18 protein-coding genes are annotated in these 21239 nt (G+C 56.4%); 9 read left to right on the top strand and 9 right to left on the bottom strand.

The window, feature by feature from the left end; genetic code table 11:
• Positions 1–451: 451 nt before the first annotated feature.
• Positions 452–1276 (bottom strand): LysR family transcriptional regulator, encoded by an 825-nt coding sequence (locus tag PFY00_RS06730; RefSeq protein WP_271431768.1) that lies wholly within the window; start codon positions 1274–1276, stop codon positions 452–454.
• 601 nt (positions 1277–1877) lie between these two features.
• Between PFY00_RS06730 and PFY00_RS06725 the strand changes: the two genes are divergently transcribed.
• Positions 1878–2195, top strand: coding sequence for a hypothetical protein (locus PFY00_RS06725; protein WP_271431767.1), 318 nt, complete (start codon positions 1878–1880; stop codon positions 2193–2195).
• 184 nt (positions 2196–2379) lie between these two features.
• Positions 2380–2787 (top strand): DoxX family protein, encoded by a 408-nt coding sequence (locus tag PFY00_RS06720; protein ID WP_271431766.1) that lies wholly within the window; start codon positions 2380–2382, stop codon positions 2785–2787.
• Positions 2788–2861: 74 nt separating this feature from the next.
• On the opposite strand, the gene gyrA is transcribed toward PFY00_RS06720, so the two are convergent.
• The 3 genes from gyrA to hemB form a co-directional block, all read right to left on the bottom strand.
• Complete coding sequence (gene gyrA / locus PFY00_RS06715; RefSeq protein WP_271431765.1) at positions 2862–5597, bottom strand: DNA gyrase subunit A; 2736 nt, start codon at positions 5595–5597, stop codon at positions 2862–2864.
• A gap of 332 nt (positions 5598–5929) precedes the next feature.
• Positions 5930–6484 carry a lipid-binding SYLF domain-containing protein gene (locus PFY00_RS06710; RefSeq protein ID WP_271431764.1) on the bottom strand — a complete coding sequence of 185 codons (555 nt, stop codon included), beginning with the start codon at positions 6482–6484 and terminating at the stop codon, positions 5930–5932.
• Positions 6485–6601: 117 nt separating this feature from the next.
• A complete protein-coding gene (hemB, locus tag PFY00_RS06705; RefSeq protein WP_271431763.1) occupies positions 6602–7600 on the bottom strand; it encodes a porphobilinogen synthase in 999 nt (332 codons plus the stop codon).
• A 188-nt stretch (positions 7601–7788) separates the two neighbouring features.
• On the opposite strand from hemB, the gene PFY00_RS06700 reads away from it, so the two are divergent.
• Positions 7789–8316: a component of SufBCD complex gene (locus PFY00_RS06700; RefSeq protein WP_271431762.1), complete on the top strand. Its 528-nt coding sequence runs from the start codon at positions 7789–7791 to the stop codon at positions 8314–8316.
• A gap of 68 nt (positions 8317–8384) precedes the next feature.
• Positions 8385–11846: a transcription-repair coupling factor gene (gene mfd / locus PFY00_RS06695; protein ID WP_271431761.1), complete on the top strand. Its 3462-nt coding sequence runs from the start codon at positions 8385–8387 to the stop codon at positions 11844–11846.
• Positions 11847–11897: 51 nt separating this feature from the next.
• On the opposite strand, the gene PFY00_RS06690 is transcribed toward mfd, so the two are convergent.
• Both PFY00_RS06690 and PFY00_RS06685 read right to left on the bottom strand, forming a co-directional pair.
• A complete protein-coding gene (locus tag PFY00_RS06690) occupies positions 11898–12416 on the bottom strand; it encodes a GNAT family N-acetyltransferase (protein WP_271431760.1) in 519 nt (172 codons plus the stop codon).
• Between the two features lie 9 nt (positions 12417–12425).
• The gene (locus PFY00_RS06685) at positions 12426–13508 is read right to left on the bottom strand and encodes a methyltetrahydrofolate cobalamin methyltransferase (RefSeq protein ID WP_271431759.1); all 1083 of its coding nucleotides are present in this window, start codon (positions 13506–13508) and stop codon (positions 12426–12428) included.
• Positions 13509–14059: 551 nt separating this feature from the next.
• Here PFY00_RS06685 and PFY00_RS06680 point away from each other — a divergent pair.
• Positions 14060–15751, top strand: a complete 1692-nt coding sequence (locus tag PFY00_RS06680; RefSeq protein ID WP_271431758.1) for a DUF1963 domain-containing protein — start codon at positions 14060–14062, stop codon at positions 15749–15751.
• Between the two features lie 182 nt (positions 15752–15933).
• Here the strand turns inward: PFY00_RS06680 and PFY00_RS06675 are convergent, their stop codons facing one another.
• Positions 15934–16863, bottom strand: coding sequence for a methylenetetrahydrofolate reductase (locus tag PFY00_RS06675; protein ID WP_271432213.1), 930 nt, complete (start codon positions 16861–16863; stop codon positions 15934–15936).
• A 28-nt stretch (positions 16864–16891) separates the two neighbouring features.
• Positions 16892–17188, bottom strand: coding sequence for a virulence factor (locus PFY00_RS06670; protein WP_271431757.1), 297 nt, complete (start codon positions 17186–17188; stop codon positions 16892–16894).
• A gap of 259 nt (positions 17189–17447) precedes the next feature.
• Between PFY00_RS06670 and PFY00_RS06665 the strand changes: the two genes are divergently transcribed.
• The 3 genes from PFY00_RS06665 to PFY00_RS06655 all read left to right on the top strand — a co-directional run bounded on the left by PFY00_RS06665 (position 17448) and on the right by PFY00_RS06655 (position 20095).
• Complete coding sequence (locus PFY00_RS06665) at positions 17448–18143, top strand: sulfotransferase family 2 domain-containing protein (RefSeq protein ID WP_271431756.1); 696 nt, start codon at positions 17448–17450, stop codon at positions 18141–18143.
• 32 nt (positions 18144–18175) lie between these two features.
• Positions 18176–19288, top strand: a complete 1113-nt coding sequence (locus PFY00_RS06660) for a Ppx/GppA phosphatase family protein (RefSeq protein WP_271431755.1) — start codon at positions 18176–18178, stop codon at positions 19286–19288.
• A gap of 93 nt (positions 19289–19381) precedes the next feature.
• Entirely contained in the window at positions 19382–20095 is a 714-nt protein-coding gene (locus PFY00_RS06655) for an RlmE family RNA methyltransferase (protein WP_271431754.1), read from the top strand.
• On the opposite strand, the gene PFY00_RS06650 is transcribed toward PFY00_RS06655, so the two are convergent.
• A complete protein-coding gene (locus PFY00_RS06650) occupies positions 20092–20436 on the bottom strand; it encodes an ArsR/SmtB family transcription factor (protein ID WP_271431753.1) in 345 nt (114 codons plus the stop codon). The genes PFY00_RS06655 and PFY00_RS06650 overlap by 4 nt on opposite strands.
• 109 nt (positions 20437–20545) lie before the next feature.
• Here PFY00_RS06650 and PFY00_RS06645 point away from each other — a divergent pair, with 109 nt between their 5' ends.
• Positions 20546–21223 carry an aquaporin gene (locus PFY00_RS06645; protein ID WP_271431752.1) on the top strand — a complete coding sequence of 226 codons (678 nt, stop codon included), beginning with the start codon at positions 20546–20548 and terminating at the stop codon, positions 21221–21223.
• Positions 21224–21239: the final 16 nt, after the last annotated feature.

Genomic DNA, 21239 nt, shown 5'->3' with positions numbered 1-21239 from the left:
AGTAGAGATAGCAACCTCATGGAGAGAAAGGTTGCCGGTATGCACTGTTGGTGCGCCCGCCGACATCACGATCTGATACAAGCAAAGAACGCATGCGAATGTGGCGATCACTCGCGTGCGGATGCCAAGGATCAACCAGACTCCGAGCATGAAGAATAGGAGAGCGAGGCCTATCTGCAAAAAACCCAGATCCGGAACATAGCCAAACAACAGGGATCGAGCGATGAATCCCGAAGAGTCTAGACCGGCGTGAAACATGGCGATTGCGAACAGTGCAATCCCAACGAATACTCGTAACAACAAACGAACGTGGAAGTGAGAGTTCATGATTGTTGCCTCAATGTGCATTTTTTCTATTTATCGTTATCGCGGCGTTAACCACGTGCCATCAGTACAACTCCTGACTGCCGGTTAAGCAACCACCACTTGTGCGAAACCGATATTGCAAAAATCATATGTGTTGTGTCGTCTCGATTAGCCAATCGAACACAATTCTGACCATTTGGTCTGATTGTCGCGTGGAGTGATAGCTGGCCCAAATCTGCATCATTTGCGGCTCGAAGCCGTCGATTTCAACAATTTCCGGATGCCGCGCAGCCATGCTCGACGGGAAGAATGCGACAAGGTTTGTTTGTTTGACCACGGAAAGCATCAGGTTCAACCCGTTGACACCAAAGCGGCTGTCGCACTCAAAATGTTGGCGCAGCACATCTTGGTTTAGCCAACCTTCTTCGTTGGTGTCAGTCAGATCCGCCCACCCACGGAAATCCCCATTGTTTTTCCGGGCTCCGTACACGCGCCAATCTACAGTTGCCAGCTGCCTGCGGATCAGCCGGCCATGGTCTGGTTTGTCAACGGAAAGCGCAATATCAGCTTCGCCATAGGCAAGGCTGGCTTCGTTGTAATCCACATCCAGTGAAAGTTCTGGGTTGGCCTCTAAGAGTTTGTAAGTATTGCGAAAAATACCCAACTGTAAAATTCGCAGAGGCGAGGTGATCTTTAGTCTGCGGGGCCTGTTGGCGCCGCTGATGCTGGCCAGGGTGTAGGTGCCCAGGCTTTCGTCGAACATACCTGCCAAATGGGCGAGTTGTTCAGCCTCTGGCGTCGGGCGCCAGTTGTCTTTTTCTTTGATGAACAGCTGTGTCTTTAGCGAGTTCCCCAAACGCTCCACGCGACGCGAAACAGTCGCTGCGTTTGTTTCCAAATGCTTGGCTGCAGCGCTCATCGTTCCATAGCGCTGGAGGGCCAAGCAGTATCTTAAATCATCCCAGTTCACATCGAGCCCCAATAATCCGTTGGTAGTGAAGCGAGACAGCTCAGCACTTAAATCAGATTACTGGTAACCAGCTGCCGTTTGGCAAAAGGTCGTACCTCATCAAATACTGTGTCTTTGCTTCACTCAAGTTGCACTCTTTGAAATACGGTTTTTTATTTTTGCAGCCACTCCACATGAAGACAGCTTGTAAGTGCATTCGAGATAGCCGCTATACCTTAGTATAGGCCGTATCCTCCCGCTTTGCGCTGTGAAATGCAACCACGAATTGTGTCTAAAATTTGGCAACGATCCGGGAACTGTGTTCAAATCGACACCATGCTGCAGAAAATAAAGCGAAAATCGGTCCGTTCTGGCAAAATCCCTCTGAGTGCAAATGTGGTGATTCGCCAAGTGATTGCACAATCCGCTCCAAGAAAGCTATCGCAAGCCCATGGAAGTATGGGGGCATGCTCAAAAGCTTAGGGTGGACTTTTGAAAAAGCTGACAGTTCCCGAAAAAGCGGATTTTCGCCAGATGGGAATGCAAGACCGGTTTTCCCAATTCGGTTCATCAGTGGCAAAGCTTAAATTGCCCGCTGTGTAACCAGTTTTGGAGTAAATCAGTGAAAACTTCTTTGTATGCAACGGCTTTGGCCGTCTCGCTATCCAATGCGGCCAATGCTCAGGCCGTCACAACACAAGAAGAAGTCGGTGGATCCACAGGTGATGCCGTTTATTCGGTGCGTGTCGTGGGTGCGGACGGCGTAGAATACAATTGCCGTCCAGAGTTGGAACAGCGAGATGGTGTTCCGACACGTTTGTGTCGGCGTCACGGTGGTTCTGTAACCGGGAATTCGATGCAAGGCTCACTCTCGACAGGCGGTTTGATCGGTGGATTGCTTGCTGTAGTTGCTCTTGCTGCGACAAGCGGTACTGACTGACCTAGATGGTGGGCAGGCCTTGAAACAGGTCTGCCTTTCCCAAGGATAAGGGTGCAAAAGGCTAAGTTTACTCAATCTAAAGATGTGTGCGAAATATAACATTTGGTGTTTTTTGAGGGATATTTATTAAAATTTTGCACGGTGTCATTTGGGCTCTCGAAATGTCACTAAAGGAAAATTCAAAATGACACTCTCAAATAACACGCTGGGTCTACTTGCGGCCCGTGTTCTGCTCGGACTTTTGTTCTTGGTCGCCGGATTGGGTAAATTGGGCAACGTCGAAGGCTTTGCCGGTTTCATGGCGTCAGGCGGCGTTCCCGCGATTCTGGCCTGGCCTGTCATCCTCTTCGAAATTCTTGGTGGTTTGGCCTTGATACTGGGCTTCATGACAAGACCCGTTGCTTTGGCTCTTGCGGCCTTCTGTCTTCTGTCGGGCGTTCTGTATCATTTCGACCCGGCGGATCAGAACCAGATGACACAGCTGTTCAAGAATATGGCGCTTGCTGGTGGATACATTGCTTTGGCGATCACAGGGGCAGGTGCATGGTCAATCGACGGGCGCAGCAAGTCCGGTGTAACTGCGACAGCCTGAACCGCCGGCTCCGACAACGCAAAAGGGGCGCTGTGTGCAACAGCGCCCCTTTTTGGTGATCGGCTCTGCGTGATTTATTCCGCAGGTTCCGACGCGTCCTCTGTCTCTTCGTCACCCTGATCGGCAATCCAGGCAACCGACACAACCACTTCGTTTTTGCCGGTGTCGAACACTTTGACACCGCCTGCGTTGCGGGATCGGAAGGAAATACCGTCGATTGGGACCCGGATAGACTGGCCGCCGGAGGTGGCCAGCATGATCTGATCTTCCATTTCGACCGGGAAGGCCGCGACCAGCGCGCCGCCGCGCATTCCTTTGTCGATGGCCTGAACCCCCATGCCGCCGCGACCCCGCAATGGGTAATCATGCGACGAGGAAAGCTTGCCCAAACCCTTGGCGGTGATCGTCAGGATAAGGTTTTCGGCCGCTGACATCTCTGCATAACGGTCCTGACTGATCGCTGCATCGGCGTTGCCTTCTTCTTCGTCGGCCTCTGACTCTTCGGTTACACCGGCCATGAGCCTGCGCATCTTCAGATAGGCTGCGCGTTCATCCGATGTAGCTTCAAAGCTGCGGATAACCGCCATAGAGACAACACGATCATCACCTGACAGTCGAATGCCGCGAACACCGGTCGATTTTCGACCTTTGAACACCCGCACATCAGTGGTGCGGAAGCGGATCGCGCGACCCGAGTCGGTGACAAGCATGATGTCATCTTCTTCCGAGGCAATGCGTGCATTCACCAGTTCCACGTCTTCCGGCAAATCCATCGCGATTTTGCCGTTGCGCATCACATTGGTGAAATCCGACAATGCGTTGCGGCGTACGTCACCGGCGCTGGTGGCGAAGACGATCTGCAGATCGGCCCAGTCTTCCTCGGCGCGGTCAACGGGCATGATTGCAGCGATGCTGACGCCCGTCGGGATTGGCAAAATGTTAACGATTGCCTTGCCCTTGGACGTCCGACCGCCTTGGGGCAGGCGCCAGGTCTTGAGCTTGTAGACCATGCCATCGGTGGTGAAGAACAACAGCTGTGTGTGTGTGTTTGCCACGAAAAGCTGCGTGACAACGTCATCATCCTTGGTGGACATACCGGACAGGCCTTTGCCGCCACGTTTTTGCGCACGGAAGTCGGCCAAAGCGGTCCGTTTGATATATCCGGTTTGGGTGACGGTCACGACCATGTCTTCTTGTTCGATCAGGTCTTCGTCGTCCATATCACCGGACCATTCGACGATCTCGGTGCGGCGCGGCACGGCGAATTCATCGCGCACGGTGCGCATTTCATCCGAGACGATCTGCATGATGCGCTCGCGGCTGGACAGGATATCAAGGTATTCCTTGATCTTGGCGGCCAGCTCTTCCAACTCGTCCGTGACTTCCTTCACACCCAGTTGTGTCAAACGCTGAAGGCGCAGCTCCAGAATGGCGCGGGCCTGCGCTTCGGACAGGTTATAGGTGCCGTCGTCGTTCGCGGTGTGGGTCGGATCATCGATCAGGGCGATATAGGGCAGGATGTCGCCTGCGGGCCAGCGCCGCGTCATCAGCTTTTCGCGCGCTTCCGCCGCATCAGCCGAAGCACGAATGGTGGCGACCACTTCGTCAACATTGCTGACAGCAACCGCCAGACCACACAGGATGTGGCTGCGTTCACGGGCTTTGCGCAACAGATAAGCTGTTCGGCGCGCAATCACGTCTTCGCGGAAATCGAGGAAGGCCGTCAGGAACGCGCGCAGCGTCAGCTGTTCCGGACGCCCGCCATTCAACGCGAGCATGTTACAGCCAAAGCTGGTCTGCATAGGCGTAAAGCGGAACAACTGGTTCAGAACGACTTCGGCGGTGGCATCGCGTTTCAGTTCAACAACCACGCGCACGCCATCGCGATCCGATTCATCCTGTACGTGGGAAATGCCTTCGATCTTCTTGTCGCGGGCCGCTTCGGCAATCCGCTCGATCATCGTGGCCTTGTTCACCTGATAGGGAATTTCGTCGATGACGATGGCATAACGGTCCTTGCGGATCTCTTCCACGCGTGTCTTTGCGCGGATGATGACGCTGCCGCGTCCTTCGAGATAGGCCTTACGCGCGCCTGCGCGCCCGAGGATCACGCCACCCGTCGGAAAATCCGGGGCAGGGATAAATTCGTTCAACTGTTCAGAGCTGAGATCGGGGTTTTCGATCAGAGCCAGCGTCGCATCGATCACTTCGCCCAGGTTATGGGGCGGAATGCGCGTCGCCATACCAACCGCGATGCCTTCAGCGCCGTTTACCAGAACGTTGGGGTAACGGGCGGGCAGAACCGTTGGTTCGTTGCGTTCATTGGCGTAGTTCGGGACGAAATCGACAGTGTCCTTGTCGATGTCTTCAAGCAGGGCCTCTGCCGATTTCTGCAGGCGGGATTCTGTATAACGGTAGGCCGCTGGTGGATCGCCGTCCATGGAACCAAAGTTGCCCTGACCGTCGATCAGGGGCAGGCTCATGGAGAAATCCTGTGCCATGCGCACAAGCGCGTCATAGACGGCCGAGTCGCCGTGGGGGTGATACCGACCCATGACGTCGCCCACCGCCGTCGCACACTTACGATAGGGTTTCGCGCGGGTCTGACCGTTTTCCCAAAGTGTATAAAGGATGCGGCGATGCACGGGCTTGAGCCCGTCACGCAGGTCGGGAATCGCACGGCTGACGATTACGCTCATGGCATAGTCGAGGTAGCTCGACTTCATTTCCTGAGCGATCGTGATGGTGGGTCCATCATGCGGCGCCGGGGAAATCTCTTCTTTTTCAGGTGTTTCTGGCGTGTCGTTCACGTTTTTTGCCTGTTTATTGCTGCGCCATATCTTGTTGATCCCTGTATACCAGAGACAGGATATAGGGTGCAATGGCGCAGGTTTGGCCGAATTGAGGCGGGACTGTGGCGCAAGGTGTAACTATCTGAAATTTATCACAAAAATGCACGAAGGTCTGGCGGTATTATTTCAAGAAAAAAGTCTGCGAAATATCAGATGAAATCCGGGTTTGTTCAGGCGATCGGGGGATACGCATGCGAGACTGATGAAATGGCAAAACCGCATGCCCAAAGGACATGCGGCGCACTGCAATCGATACTGAATACCAAGCGCTCTGAAAGCGCGTCAGATACCTATGGAATGATACGCGTGTATTTTACGCCCTCAAGCGTTGCGCCCAATCGCAGACCGGCCTGACCAAAGATGACCGCGATCACCGGAGCGAGCGACGTTGTCGTTTCGGCAGCAAGCGTTTCGCCGCGTGCAGGGGTTGCGTATTCGATGTTTGCACCGGCCGCATAGCCGGGCGAGCGGCGGAATGTTTCCAGCGCTTCGGTGGTCATAAAGAACAATACGTGGCTGTACTGCTGTCCACCGATCTGCAGGCCGCCCGAAGCCTTGGTCATGGAATAATAATCGACGGTCGCGCCGCCGACGCGCAGGGCGCCGCGTCCATAACCGCCGCCAATGCCGAGACCTGCTTCGGTGACCAGAGGCATAACTAGGATGCCAGCGGCCTTTTCCGCCAATCCGCGGGTGGCGGGGTAGTCGGCATAAAGCTGGGTCAGTGTGCTGTCCACGCGGCTGTCGATGGTGGCTGGGCCGCGGCTCCCGATGCCGTTGCCGCAAGCGGCCAGCATGGTGACGGCGCCAAGGCCGAAAGTCACATTGCGTCTGGTGGTTTTCATTTGTCTGCTCTTCTCGTTGCCAGTGCCTAAGGTCCGGCTTTTTCCGCCGGTTGCGTTGGTTATAGGCTGCAAACGGCGGTTTGTCACCGCCTGTTGCGTGCTTTGGGCGGCAAACCGCTACCCGTTCAGGATGCGCGATGCGGCCGGGGCAAAGTAGGTCAGAACGCCGTCACATCCGGCCCGTTTGAATGCCATCAGGCTTTCCAGCATGACTTTTTCACCGTCGACCCAGCCGCGTTCGCCCGCACCGGCCAACATCGCGTATTCGCCGGAGACCTGATAAGCAAAGGTTGGCGCGCCAAACATCTGTTTTGCCCGCTGGCAGATGTCGAGATAGGGCATGCCGGGTTTGACCATAACCATGTCGGCGCCCTCTGCCAGATCCCGCTGGATCAGCCGCATGGCTTCATCGGAATTACCGGGATCCTGCTGGTATGTCTTCTTGTCGCCTTTCAATGCGCCGGACGCGCCAACCGCATCGCGAAACGGACCATAGAAGGCGCTGGCATACTTGGCGGCATAGGACAGCAGCAGAACATTCGTATGCCCGGCGCTTTCCAATGCCCCCCTTAGCGCGCCGATGCGGCCATCCATCATGTCAGATGGGCCGATGATGTCCGCCCCTGCATCCGCCTGCGATAGCGCCTGTTTGACCAGCGCTTCGACGGTGCGGTCATTTACGATGACACCGTCTTCGACAAAACCATCGTGACCGTTGATATTGTACGGATCCAGCGCAACGTCTGTCATCACAGCAATGTCGGGAACCGCCTCTTTGATCGCGCGCGTGGCCCGGTTCGACAGATTGTCCGGATTCCATGCCTCAGAACAGCATTCCGTCTTGAGCGCCGGATCAGTGTAGGGAAACAGGCAGATCGATGGAATGCCAAGAGCGTGCGCCTCGCGGGCGGCATCAACCACCTTGTCCACTGACAATCGGTTCACGCCGGGCATAGAGGCGATGGGTTCAACCTGACCTTCGCCATCGCGTACAAAGACCGGCCAGATGAAATCTGCCGGCGTGAGATTGGTTTCCGATACAAGCGCGCGGATCGCGGGACTCTTGCGCAAGCGCCGCAGGCGCGTGGCGGGAAAGGGGGCTTGGCTGGGCAGCATGGATCACCTGTCTTTTCACGTTCTACAGGTATCGGTTATGAGAGGGCCTGTGTCCAGTCTGCCTGACACTTTGCTGCATGGTTATCCAGCCAAGAACGCCAGCAACAATGGTTTTGGAAAATGACGGTCTGGGCAAACCGATAACCGCAGGCTAGAACCCCCAATAAGAGCAAACGCAAGAGGCAGGCGTGGACTGGTACACCACCGTTTTTGAAGTCATCGACATGCGGTCCTTTTCGAACCTGTGGTTCTGGATCGTACTGGCTGTCGTTTGGTCATCAGCGAGCCATTGGGTGCTGGGTGTTCCATTTGACATGGTCAGCCGCGCAAGACGCAATGGCGGACAGGCCGAAGCGGATCTTGAAGATCTGGTTCGGATCAACACCAACCGGCTGCTGTTTATCGTTGATGAAGCTGGTCTTTGGTTGGCTGCTCTTGTCTCGGCCTTGCTGACAGGTATGGCTTTGCTCGGGTTTGTCTATGACATCGAACTGGCGCAGGCCCTGTTTTTGCTGGCCTTTCCCATGACCATCGTTGGACTGCTCAGCATTGCGTCCTCGCGCAAAATCCAGAATGGCGAAGGGCAGGGAGAGGTGCTTTGGCGGCGGCTTCGCATCCACCGTACATTGGTGCAGGCGATTGGTATGATTTCCATTTTTGTCACCGCGCTGTTCGGAATGTTCCAGAACCTGTCGGCGCATGTCCTGACCGGATAGACGGTCGCAAGATCAAATGCGGGCTTGCGTGGTTGACGCGGCCATCCCGTCGCGCCATGTGAGCGGTCATGGCACAGAACCGTATCATAATGGGCGGCGCCCCCGAGGGGTTTGACGCAAGGCTTGTCCTGCAAGAGATGCAGCGTGGCAGTGGCCCTGTCATTCACGTGGCGCGCGATGACAAGCGTCTGGCCGCAATGCGAGAAGCGTTGGCCTTTTTTGCTCCTGATGTCCCGGTTGTCAGCTTTCCGGCTTGGGATTGTCTGCCTTATGATCGCGTGTCGCCCAATGCCGATATTTCGGCCGCGCGCATGGCGGCGTTGGCTGGCATCGTTCACGGCGCAATGCCGGATCACTATGTGCTGCTGACCACTTTGGCTGCCGCGACGCAAAAACTTCCGGCGCGCGAGGTTCTGAAAGAGGCCGCCTTTACCGCGCGGGTCGGCGACCGTGTCAACGAAGGCAGCCTTCGGGGATTTCTGGTTCGCATGGGTTTTAGCCAGGCGCCCACAGTGATGGAGCCCGGCGATTACGCCATTCGTGGCGGCATCATCGATATCTATCCTCCGGGCGACTCCGGTCCTGTGCGGCTCGACTTCTTTGGCGATGTTCTTGATGGGGCCCGCCGCTTTGATCCGGCCACGCAACGCACCACAGAGAAGCTGGATGTGGTGGATCTGGCCCCGGTGTCCGAGGTGATCCTAGACGATGCGGCAATCACCCGGTTCCGGCAAAACTATCGTATCGAATTTGGCGCTGGCGGTACCGATGATCCGCTCTACGAGGCGGTCAGCGCAGGGCGCAAACATCAGGGCATCGAACACTGGCTGCCGTTCTTTCATGAACGGCTTGAGACGTTGTTCGACTATCTGCCCGAGGCGCCGGTTCTGCTTGACGATCAGATGACCCCGGCGCGGTTGGCCCGCTGGGACAGTATCGAGGATCAATACGGCACCCGTCAGCACGCGATGAGCCAGAAAAAGACGATGGGTTCGGTCTACAAACCGATTCCTGCGGATCTTCTGTATCTCGACGACACGGCTTGGAGCGGGGCCGTTGGCGAGCGCCGGCAAATTCAGCTTAACCCGCTGGCGCAGGCGTCCGGGCCGGGCGTTGTGGATGCCGGTGGCCGGATTGGCCGAAATTTCTCGCCAGAGCGCCAACAGGAATCCATCAGCCTTTTCGGGGCTTTGGCGTCTCACGTTAAGGAAAAGATGCAGAGCGGGCCGGTCCTGATCGCCTCCTACTCTGAAGGGGCACGGGAACGCCTTTCCGGACTGATCGAGGACGAAGGTCTGGCCGAGGCAATTCCGGTCAACAGCGGAACACGGATTGGAAAACGTGGTCTGTATCTGGCGGTCTGGGCTTTGGAGGCCGGCTTTGAAGCCCCCTTTGAAGAAGGCCAGCTGACTGTCATTTCCGAACAGGACGTGCTGGGCGATCGTCTGATCCGGCAACCCAAAAAGCGGCGCCGGGCTGAAAACTTCCTGACCGAGACCCAAAGCCTGACGCCCGGTGATCTGGTTGTACACGTGGATCACGGGATTGGTCGCTACACGGGCATGGAAGTGGTCACCGCGGCGGGAGCCGCCCACGAATGTTTAACGCTCGAATACGCTGAATCGGCCAAGCTGTATCTGCCGGTGGAAAACATCGAACTGCTCAGCAAATATGGGCACGAAGAAGGGCTGCTCGACCGGTTGGGCGGTGGCGCATGGCAGGCCAAGAAGGCCCGCCTGAAAGAGCGCATCCGCGAGATGGCGGACAAGCTGATCCGCATTGCGGCAGAACGTGCTCTGCGCCGAGCGCCTGTGATGGACCCGCCCGCCGGAGCCTATGAAAGCTTTGCCGCCCGGTTCCCCTATACCGAAACCGATGATCAGTTGAACGCCATCAGCGATGTGATGGATGACATGCATTCCGGTCAGCCCATGGATCGCCTGATCTGCGGCGATGTGGGCTTTGGAAAGACCGAAGTGGCGATGCGGGCGGCCTTTATTGCGGCCATGTCCGGCGTGCAAGTGGCTGTCATTGCCCCGACCACATTGCTGGCAAGACAGCACTACAAGAGTTTTGCCGAACGGTTCCGCGGTTTTCCGATCAACGTGGTGCCGCTGTCGCGCTTCGTCTCTGCCAAGGACGCCACGCGCCACCGCGAGGGCATTTCGAAAGGAACAGTCGATATTGCGGTCGGCACCCACGCTTTGTTGGCGAAAAGCATTCGGTTCAAAAACCTTGGCTTGTTGGTGATCGACGAAGAACAGCATTTCGGGGTGCAGCACAAAGAGCGCCTCAAACAGTTGCGCAGCGACATTCACGTTCTGACCCTGACAGCCACGCCGATCCCGCGCACCCTGCAATTGTCGCTGACCGGCGTACGCGATCTTTCGATCATCGGCACGCCGCCGGTGGATCGTCTGGCAATCCGCACTTATGTGTCCGAATTTGACGCTGTCACCATCCGTGAGGCCTTGCTGCGTGAACACTATCGCGGTGGACAGTCGTTCTATGTGGTGCCGCGCATCAGCGATTTGCCCGAGATCGAGGAATTCCTGCGCGATCAAGTGCCCGAAGTGTCCTTTGTCGTCGCTCATGGCCAGATGGCAGCGGGCGAATTGGATGACCGCATGAACGCCTTCTACGACGGCAAATACGACGTGCTGTTGGCCACAACCATTGTAGAATCCGGTTTGGATATCCCGACGGCCAACACGATGGTGGTACACCGGGCAGACATGTTCGGCCTCAGCCAGCTCTACCAGATCCGAGGCCGGGTGGGCCGTTCCAAGACGCGCGCCTACGCCTATCTGACCACCAAGCCGAGGACCAAACTGACGGCCACCGCTGAAAAACGTCTGCGCGTGTTGGGCAGCATCGACACGCTTGGGGCAGGGTTCAGCCTTGCGTCGCAGGATCTCGACATTCGCGGGGCGGGCAACTTGCTGGGCGAAGAACAATCGGGGCAGATGCGGGACGTCGGCTATGAGCTGTACCAGTCGATGCTGGAGGAGGCGATTGCCAAGATCCGAGCAGGCGAGATGGAGGGTCTGTCCGATGCCGATGATCAATGGGCACCGCAAATCAATCTGGGTGTGCCGGTTCTGATCCCGGATGACTACGTCCCGGATCTGGATGTGCGCCTTGGCCTCTATCGTCGTTTGTCGTCTTTGACGACCAAGGTCGAGTTGGAGGGCTTTGCCGCCGAACTGATCGACCGCTTTGGCAAACTGCCGCGTGAAGTGAATACGCTGCTCTTGGTGGTGCGGATCAAGGCCATGTGCAAACGGGCCGGGATCGCAAAACTGGATGGTGGGCCCAAGGGCGCGACGATACAGTTTCACAATGATAAATTCGCCCGTCCCGAGGGGCTTGTTGAATTCATCAAGGCGCAGGACGGCCTGGCCAAGGTCAAAGACAACAAGATCGTCGTACGGCGGGATTGGTCCTCGGACAAAGCCAAGATTCAGGGCGCATTTGCCATCGCCCGCGATCTGGCGGAAGCGGCTGGAAAGATCAAGAAACGCAAATAGGGCGAACGAACTCTGGGCCGTGCGAACCGACAGTCGGTTGCCGTAACAGCGTTAGCCCCGAAGCGTGAACATCTGGACGCCCGTTGATGATTGGCTGGTGTCTTGGGTAAACCCCGACTTGAGCAAAACGCGGGCAGAGCCTGCATTATCAGGATCAACGCCGCCGTGAATGATGCGGCCCGGTTGGTTAGGCAGCGCGTTCAGAAAGCCTTGGATCAACTCAGTGGCAAAGCCCTTGCCCCAATGCGCTTCGCCCAGCAGATAACCCAACCGCAAATCCAGACGCTCGGGTTCGGCGAGGGTAAGAAGGCCAATCAAGACGCCGTTCTTTTTCGAAACGGTATAGACCGTGCCATTGGTTTGACGCTGATCAATCCAATCGCTTAGGGCTGTTTCGCTGTCTGACGACAGTTGGACCGGTTCGGGCAGAAAACGCAAAACGGGCTCGGTCAGAATACCGGCCAAGGCCTGTGTCAAAACACGGCGTGTATCGGCAGAGGAAATGCTGGCGGTCCAGTCCCGGACCACCAGCCGATCAGTTTCAAAGTCAGGGCAGGGCGCCCGGCGCATGGCCAGCGGTTACGCCCGACGACGGCGGCCGCCTGTGCGGCCCGCACGACCGCGGCCTTCCTGTCCGGCTTTGGGCGCGACCTTGTTGAACGCGATCCAGTTGGCGCCGCCTTCGTCATTGTTGGTCAGGAAGTTGGCGGCGCGGATGGCTTCCATCTCTTTGCCGGCGCGCGGCTTGGTCGAGCCCATTCCGAACAGCGTGACAAAGGTTTCGTCGTCCATGCCCTCGGGCAAAACAATTCCGGCGGCTTCGATCTCGGCCTTTTTCTCGGCGATCTTCTTGGGGCCGATAGGCAGCGCAACAGGGTTCATGATCGCAGAGGTCATGCCCGCACCCATTGCCATGGGCAAGAAGGCGTTGTTGATTCCGTGACGGTTCGGCAGGCCAAAGCTGATGTTCGAGGCACCACAAGTCGTGTTCACACCCAGTTCTTCGCGCAGGCGGCGCACCAGCGTAAAGACCTGAAGGCCTGCGGTGCCCATTGCGCCAATCGGCATCACCAGCGGGTCAACCACGATGTCATGCGCAGGAATGCCAAAGTCGGCGGCGCGCTCGACGATCTTCTTGGCGACCGCAAAGCGCACGTCCGGGTCTTCGGAAATCCCGGTGTCATCGTTCGAAATCGCCACGACAGGAACATTGTATTTCTTGACCAGCGGCAGCACCATTTCCAGACGCTCTTCTTCTCCGGTCACAGAATTCAGCAGTGGACGGCCCTTGGCCGCCTTCAACCCGTTTTCCAACGCGCCCGGAACCGAACTGTCGATGCACAGCGGGCAGTCGGTGACCGCCTGAACCCGCTCGACCAATTCCTGCATCAGGGTCGGTTCGACAAAGTTGTTATCCGCATAGCGGGGATCTTCGGCCATTTTGTTGGAGAAGACCGCACCCGAGTTGATGTCCAGAACAGTTGCGCCCGCAGCAACCTGCGCCAGCGCGTCTGCCTCGACCCGGCTGAAATCACCACGCTCCAGTTCTTCGTTCAGGATTTTGCGGCCGGTCGGGTTGATCCGTTCCCCGATCACGCAAAAGGGTTGATCAAAGCCGATCAGGGCGGTCTTGGTGGCGGATTCGATAACGGTGCGGGTCATAAGGCGCTCTCTTTCAGGGGCATATGTTCAGTGCCAAGACGAAGTCTTTGCGCGACCCTAAAAGCTGCTGGACAAAGAGCCTGCGCGCAAACGACATAACCGCATTCGCGCGCGACCTACAGGCTCAAAGCTTTCATGATCTTTGTGAGGTGGGCTTGGCAAGAGCTGGGCGTAGGATGCGCGGATTAAAGGTGTCGGTATGTTCGAGAGGACAAGGGCGGTGGCAAAGCGCGGCGAATGTCGGCTGTGAGCCCAAAGTGCAGGATGCTGCATCATGTTCCAATGGCAGCTATGTCCAGAAAGCGAACATTGCGCATTCGCAAAGAAATTAGTTACGGACAGCCAAAAACCGACGTTTGATTACATCTAGCTTGCTGCATTGCAATCTGTCCAGCGAAGAAGTTAGTGTGAACCTTCGCTTATGTCACATAAAGGCCGTTTTCTTACGATTGATGGTGCAGGGAGCGGCGCACAGGCCAAACAAAAGTTCAATTTGAGAAAGCACCGCATTCGCTGACCAAACCGGTTATTCAAGCAAACACATAGTTCTGATGACTCAAATCAATCGACAATCTGCAATTACCGCAGCCGAAACATCCATCGGCGTCACGTTTCCCAAAGAACTCAAAGAACTTTTGGCAGAGTTCGGACAAGCTTCATTCAAAACATCTTTTGAAATAGGTGCCGACTGTACCATACGACTCTGTCAGAACCCCAAGGGTGCAAGATTATTTGCGGATGCATGGGGGAACGGATTGGTTTTGGATTTTTGGGGCGAATTTGAGGATACGGAAACGCTTTCTCACAGTGACGCGAAAAGATCCGTTTTGGTCTTAAACAACGGACAAGGCGATAGTGTCTTTCTCTCGCCCGACAATGCCGGAAGTGCCCGCCGTTTGATGTTCTTTGATCATGAAACCGGCAAGGTTACTGAGACCGCGGCCGACATTGTGAGTGTTTTGGCGCCACCTCCGCTTGAAGCCTATGCCCGGCAAGCCTTGTCCATCTCCCCCTGTGCAGAGGACGAACAGCCCGTGGTCCGCATTGGTGGAATGCCTATGCTTGAACCAGATGTTCCTTGGCCACTTGGGCGGACTGACAAGCGGCCGTTACACTATTATGGCGCAATAGACTTTGCCGCGTTGCATTCACGTCTTTCCGATAAAGAACGTCTAACAACGCCACAATTGCCGCTTTCGGGGTCGCTTCAAATTTTCCTAAACATGTACGCAAAGGCTGATGACCAACTCGAAGTGAAAGTCCTGCATTCCGCGTCATCGGTGGATGAGACATCCCACAGAGAACTTCCCGCTGATCTCGCTTCTATGCGGGATGGATCGCAGTTTGTCGACGCCGTGAGTCTAAGTGAATGTGGCCGAATGTTCCTGCGTTCTGATCATGTTTTGAATGTCCAAAGCGGGACGGTCCGACCTTCAAGGCCCGAGCGAAACAAGTTCGATAAAGTATCGCTGCATGATTTGGCCCAGGAGAGGTTGAACCAGCCAATGACACACCGGGCGGCGTTTGGCATAGCGCAAGAACTGGTGGCGATTTGCTTTTCTCTCGTGGAAAGCGAACTGGTCGCTTGGGAACGACAAGGTGTCAAAGCGAAAGACATTTCGTATTTTAGGAAGCGCTTGGCAAAGGAACGTGACAAGTTCGAACGCATCTCTTTGGGCGGCAAGCCAAATCTCTGGGACAGGTTTGTTTTGGAAAGTGGTAGACTGCCAAAAAGCGAAAGCGACTTTGACACCGTTTTTATTGACTGGATGCGCTATGCACAGGTCTTACATACTTCCAAGGACTCCGGAAGCATGTTGTCAGAAGAAGAGCGCACATGGTTCCAAACTGCCTTTAATCGGATCGCAGTTTTGGCAAATGATCGAAACGCGTTGAATTTGCTCAATTTGCTCGACATGCAAAACCACGACGTCACAGGAGATGATCTGTATCGTTGTGCGAGAAAAATGATGATTAAGGGCGCCTATGACATGGCATTGGTACAAGCGACTTCTGGTTTTGATACTCAGCAGATCGCACCGTTCAAAATGCTGGGTGCATCCGATGCTATGGACAAGCCCGAATATGACGACACGAAACATACCTTACTGTTTCAAATAGCCAATACACCAGGTCTTAGGTTTCTTGATATCGGCACTCTGCTCAGCGTTTGGATCAAGCCTCCGGACCTTATTGAAAACCGATATGACAGGATCGTTTGCGCGTTCGATTCGGTGGATTAGGTTTGTGAAGTCTAAGAGCTTCGATTTGTGTCCTAGCCTTCAAAATTTCAGGACAAAGCGCCCCAAGAGCCAAATTCGGCTTTGGCGCTGACAGCAGCCATTAATTGGTTGGATGCGAACGGAAGCTTTGTCCCGCATCGAAGACGCGCTTGAACAAGTGTTTCAGACGATAATTTGCGAGCTTATGGACTCGCGTCTGCCGGAACAGTGGACGCGCCGCCGTTCTCAATGGCCCATTTGGCGTTGGTTTTGATGCCGCCAAGTGGGAAGAAGTGCACCTGTTCTATGTTGAAATCCGGGTTGGCGGCCTTGTGGGCGGCCAGTTGGGTCAGGACATCTGTTGGCTCGTAGGGCAGAAGCAGCTTGGACACGTCCATGGCCCGCTTTTGCAGCACTTTGAGCGAGGGGCCAACACCGCAGGCGATGGCGAATTTGATCAGGGTTTGGAGCTTGGCCGGACCCGCGATGCCGATATGAACGGGCAGGGTAATGCCCGCCGCGCGCAGATCATCACACCACTGGATGATCGGGCCCGCGTCAAAGGCAAACTGCGTGGCCAATGCCATTTCGGCATCCGAGCTTTCGGAGAATTTCTGTTTCCATTGAAGCGCTTCTTCAACGTTCTTCATGCTTCCGTCGGGGTCGATGTCGCGGTTGCCTTCGGGGTGCCCCGCCACGTGCAGTCGCTTGAACCCGGCTTTGCCGAACAACCCGGTTTCCAGCAGCTGCATGGAGCTGTCAAAATCGCCGTGCGGCTTGGCCACGCCGCCAGCCAGCAGGAGGGCCTGATCCACGCCCGCTTCGCCCTGATAGCGCGCAATCCAATCGGCCAATGTGGCCTCATCGCGGATAATCCGCGCCGGGAAATGCGGCATGACCTTGTAGCCGTCTTTCGACAGACGGGCCGCAGTGGCGACCATGTCTTCGATTGGCGTCCCTTCGATGTGCGCGATGTAGACGCGGGTGCCTTCGGGCAGCAGAGACCGAAAATCTTCGACCTTCTCTGCCGTTCTGGGCATGACCTCGATGGAATAGTCCTTGAGGAAGGCCTCAAGCTGGCCATTGGCACCCTTGGGAGCCTCTTCACGTTTGCGGAAGTTGAGCAAAGCCATCAAGGCCTCCTTCAGTGTCATGGGGCTGTCAGGCCCATCCATCGTTGGCAATCAGCGCTTTGATGCGCTCTTGATCGTATTCGGCGTCCAACCGGGCGGCTTCGGATTTGGCGATCTCGTCCTGATCGCCGTCAACAGGGTAGGGTGGCGCCTTGCGCCACTCGGCAAGATAGTCGTCTGTTCCGGCTGCGCCGGTCTTCATGGCGGCACGATCGATGGCCTGCTCAAACCGCTCGGGCAATTGCACCTTAGCGCCGCGGCGCCCTTTGCCGACGATCACCTGGGCCGGGATATCACGCCAGTAGACAACTGTTACGTCAGGCATGCCTGATTCCTCTCCTGTTCCTAAGCCTGATTAGCGGTCAGATCGTCCGCGGCAGGGGCTGTTTTCGACTTAAGCTGTTTCGCAAACGACAGCCTAGGCGCAAGCGCAGGATTGTCCAAGCATCCCTGATCGTCTAATCTTTCAACAAAACAATGAGAAACTTTCACCCTTTGGACATATCGGCGCCCAAAACGCGTGGTTCAAGGTGACGGTCACATGAGGCAAACAGCAGAAAGGTCATCGCGCAATGGTGATCACCGTGGACGCTCACAAATTGGCCTATATGGCTTTGCCGAAGGCGGGATGCTCTTCGGTCAAAGAGGCCTTGGCGCGTCTTGATCCTGCGGTGACGGTTCCGCCCGACGACAAAATCACCAAGCTGACATGGCACGAGATCTACCCGACCATTCGGTTTCGTCCGCACCGGTTCGAACAGTTCACAGATTATTGGCGCTTTTGCGTTGTGCGCGATCCGGTCAAACGGCTTTTGTCCTGTTACACAAACCGCGTGCTGCAGTTTCGTGACGTATGGAACAGTCGCAAGATCCGCGAAGGCCGTGACTGGCTGCCGGATTTGTCACGTGATCCCGATCCGGATGAATTCTTTTGCAATCTTGAGGCCTATCGCCTTGCCTCAAGCTCGATCAAACACCATTCAGTCGGCGCATGGCTTTTCGTCGGAAAGAACCTCGATCTCTATCATCGCGTCTACAAGACCGAAGAGTTGGGCGATCTGGCCTGGGATCTCAGCCTGCTGACCCGGCAGGACGTCGAGATGCCGCGCGGAAACAAGTCTGAGCAGAAGCTGACGCTGGATGATCTCAAACCGGCCACGATCGACGTGATCCGGCCATTTCTGGAACAGGAATACGAATTCCTAAACCGGTTTTACAAAAATCCACTGGGTCCACGCATTCATGATGCTTGCGTGACGCCATTGCGGGGCGTATCCTGATTTCAACTTGATATCGGAAGAGGCGCAAAACCATGGCGCCCAAGCGTCCCACAGGGGCGGGCGCTTTCCCGAAACCGGTCGAGAGCACCGCTCCTGAACAGCCGGATTCCAACGCTTTGTATGCAGCGCTGGATCTGGGAACGAATAGTTGCCGCATGCTGATTGCCCAGCCGAAGGGCAGCCAGTTTCATGTGGTCGACAGCTTTTCAAAGTCGGTCCAATTGGGCCAAGGGCTTGAAAAGACAGGTCGTTTGAGCCGCGCCTCAATGGGGCGTACGGTGGCGGCCATTCGTGTTTGTCAGCAGAAAATTCAACGTCATGGCGTGAAAAGGATGCGCCTTGTTGCGACCGAGGCATGCCGCAGGGCGCAAAACGCGCGCGATCTGATCCGTCAGGTGCGCCGCGAAACGGGCCTGACACTCGAAATCATCCAGCCCGAGGAAGAAGCCCGGCTTGCGGTGATTTCCTGCGCGCCGCTGGTGTCGACCAAAACCGAACAATTGCTGGTCGTTGATATCGGCGGCGGGTCAACCGAACTGGTCTGGATAGATCTGTCCGCGGTTGAGCCACGCGAAAGGCCCAAGGCCATCATGCGATTGCATGCAGGGTTCCACGCGCCGGACTCCCCATTTCCCACTGCCAAGGTGGTGGACTGGATTTCGGTGCCTTTGGGTGTCGCGACACTGCGTGATCAGTTTTCAGACGTAGATGACGATGCAGCCCGCTATGCATTGATGAGCTGGTATTTCGAAGAGAACCTGGCTGAGTTTGCTCCTTACAAGGACGAACAGCCGCGCGAGGGGTTCCAGATCGTTGGGACCTCTGGAACCGTGACCACGGTCGCGGCCAGCCATCTGGGGCTGAGACGGTATGATCGGACCAAGGTGGACGGCCTGCGAATGTCGTCGGATCAAATCGAGGCCGTTATTCAGAAGTACCTGAACCTTGGGCCCGTGGGGCGCAGGCGGGACCCGCGCATTGGACCCGATCGTCAGGCGCTGATCATGTCAGGCAGTGCAATCCTGCAGGCGTTGCTGCGACTTTGGCCCACCGACCGGGTTTCTGTCGCAGACCGCGGCCTGCGCGAAGGGTTGCTTTATGCGCAGATGTCTGCAGATGGCGTTCTTGAGGATGGTCCGTTATAGCGCAGGCGGAACAGGCGGGGCACTGGCCCCGACCCGCGGAACGCGGGATCACCACGATCGTTTGGAACCAAAGAAGCAAGGGCCGGTAGCACGATGGCAAAGGGGCCGAACAAAAACTCTTCTGGACGCGGACAACGCGATCTGAAGGTCAAAGTAAAGACAGCGCGGGGACGCAAGCTGTCTTCGACTCTTTGGCTGCAACGGCAGCTGAATGATCCTTATGTGAAGCGTGCGCAGGTCGATGGCTATCGTGGTCGCGCGGCCTATAAGATCTTGGAACTCGACGATAAATACCGCTTCCTCGTGCCCGGTGCGCGGATTGTCGATCTGGGGTGCGCCCCTGGTGGCTGGTGTCAGGTGGCTGTCAAACGCGTGAACGCGCTTGGTGAGAAAAAGGGCAAGGCTGTCGGACGTATCATCGGTGTCGATCTTCAGGTGGTCGATCCCATTCCCGGCGCCGAAATCCATCAACTCGACTTTATGGAGGATGGCGCCGACGACAAGGTCAAGGCATGGCTGGGCGGCAAGGCAGATGTCGTGATGTCGGACATGGCGGCCTCTGCGTCGGGCCACAAGCAAACTGACCACCTGCGGATTATCGCGCTTTGCGAAGCAGCGGCAGAGCTGGCCTTTGACGTACTGGACGAAGGCGGTACCTTCGTGGCCAAAGTTTTGGCGGGTGGGGCGGAAGGCACGCTCCAAAAGACGCTGAAGACCCGGTTTGAAAAGGTCGTCAACGTCAAACCCCCGGCAAGCCGTTCGGACAGTTCGGAAAAGTTCGTGGTTGCGACCGGATTCAGGGGCTAGCTCTGAGCATCCTCGGGCCAGGACAGCAGGTTATTGCTGTCCACGCAATTCTCCAGCTTGCCACCGCAGCAATCTGCCAGAAGAAATCCAACAAGATCGTTCATCGCTGACAGATTGGCAGCGTAGTGGATTTCACGGGCGTGGCGCGTGGCGGTTAACACGCCGCTGCGTTTGAGAATGCCCAGATGCCCTGAAAGCGTGGAGGCCACAACATCAAGCCGGCGGCCGATTTCCAGCGCAGGCAACCCATCAGGCCCGGCGCCCACCAACAGTCGAAACACGGCGAGTCGGGTCGGGTGGGCCAGGGCGGCAAACATGTCTATGGCTTGGGGGTGCTCCATAATTCGGTTATTGCCGAAATAACGTATCTTGACAAGATGCCTAAGGGCTCATACCGATTGTGACAATTCGGCGTTTACCGAAATGACAACACAGCAAAGTGGGGCACATATGAACAGATCACGCCGATTGGCCGCCGAAGCGCTGGGGACCTTCTTCTTGTTGGCGACTGTGGTTGGCTCAGGAATTATGGCCGAGCAACTGGCGGGCGGGAACGTCGCAATCGCGCTGTTGGGCAATACCGTTCCAACTGGCGCCATCCTTGTCGTGCTTATCCTCGTGTTTGGTCCGGTGTCCGGTGCGCATTTCAATCCGGCGGTCACCCTTGCCTTTCTGATCCGCGGCGAAATCAATCGGTTTGACGCGCTGCTCTACACGGCGGTTCAGGTGATCGGTGGCATTCTTGGGGTGATGGCCGCGCATGTGATGTTCGATCTCGCGCTTGTTGATCCATCGCTCAAGGCGCGAAATGGGCCGGGGCAGTGGGCCGGAGAGTTCGTGGCAACCTTTGGGCTGATCGGCACCATTCTGGGGTGCCTCAGGGCCCGACCCGAAACGGTGCCAATGGCCGTTGGATTATATATTACAGCTGCTTACTGGTTCACATCCTCCACATCATTCGCCAACCCGGCGGTTACCATTGCGCGCAGTTTTTCGAACACCTTTGCCGGCATAGCGCCCAGCGATGTTGCAGCTTTTGTCATCGTTCAAATTCTGTCCGCAATTTTGGCCACGTACTTTTTCGGATGGTTGCTGTCCGAGCCGCGCGACCACTCTGACCGTCCTTGACCTCGACCCAATCAAA

Origin of the sequence: Thalassococcus lentus, assembly GCF_028023555.1 — a bacterium.
In the GTDB taxonomy this organism is placed as follows: Bacteria; Pseudomonadota; Alphaproteobacteria; order Rhodobacterales; family Rhodobacteraceae; genus Thalassococcus_A; species Thalassococcus_A lentus.
This window is presented reverse-complemented; position numbering and strand designations above follow the sequence as displayed.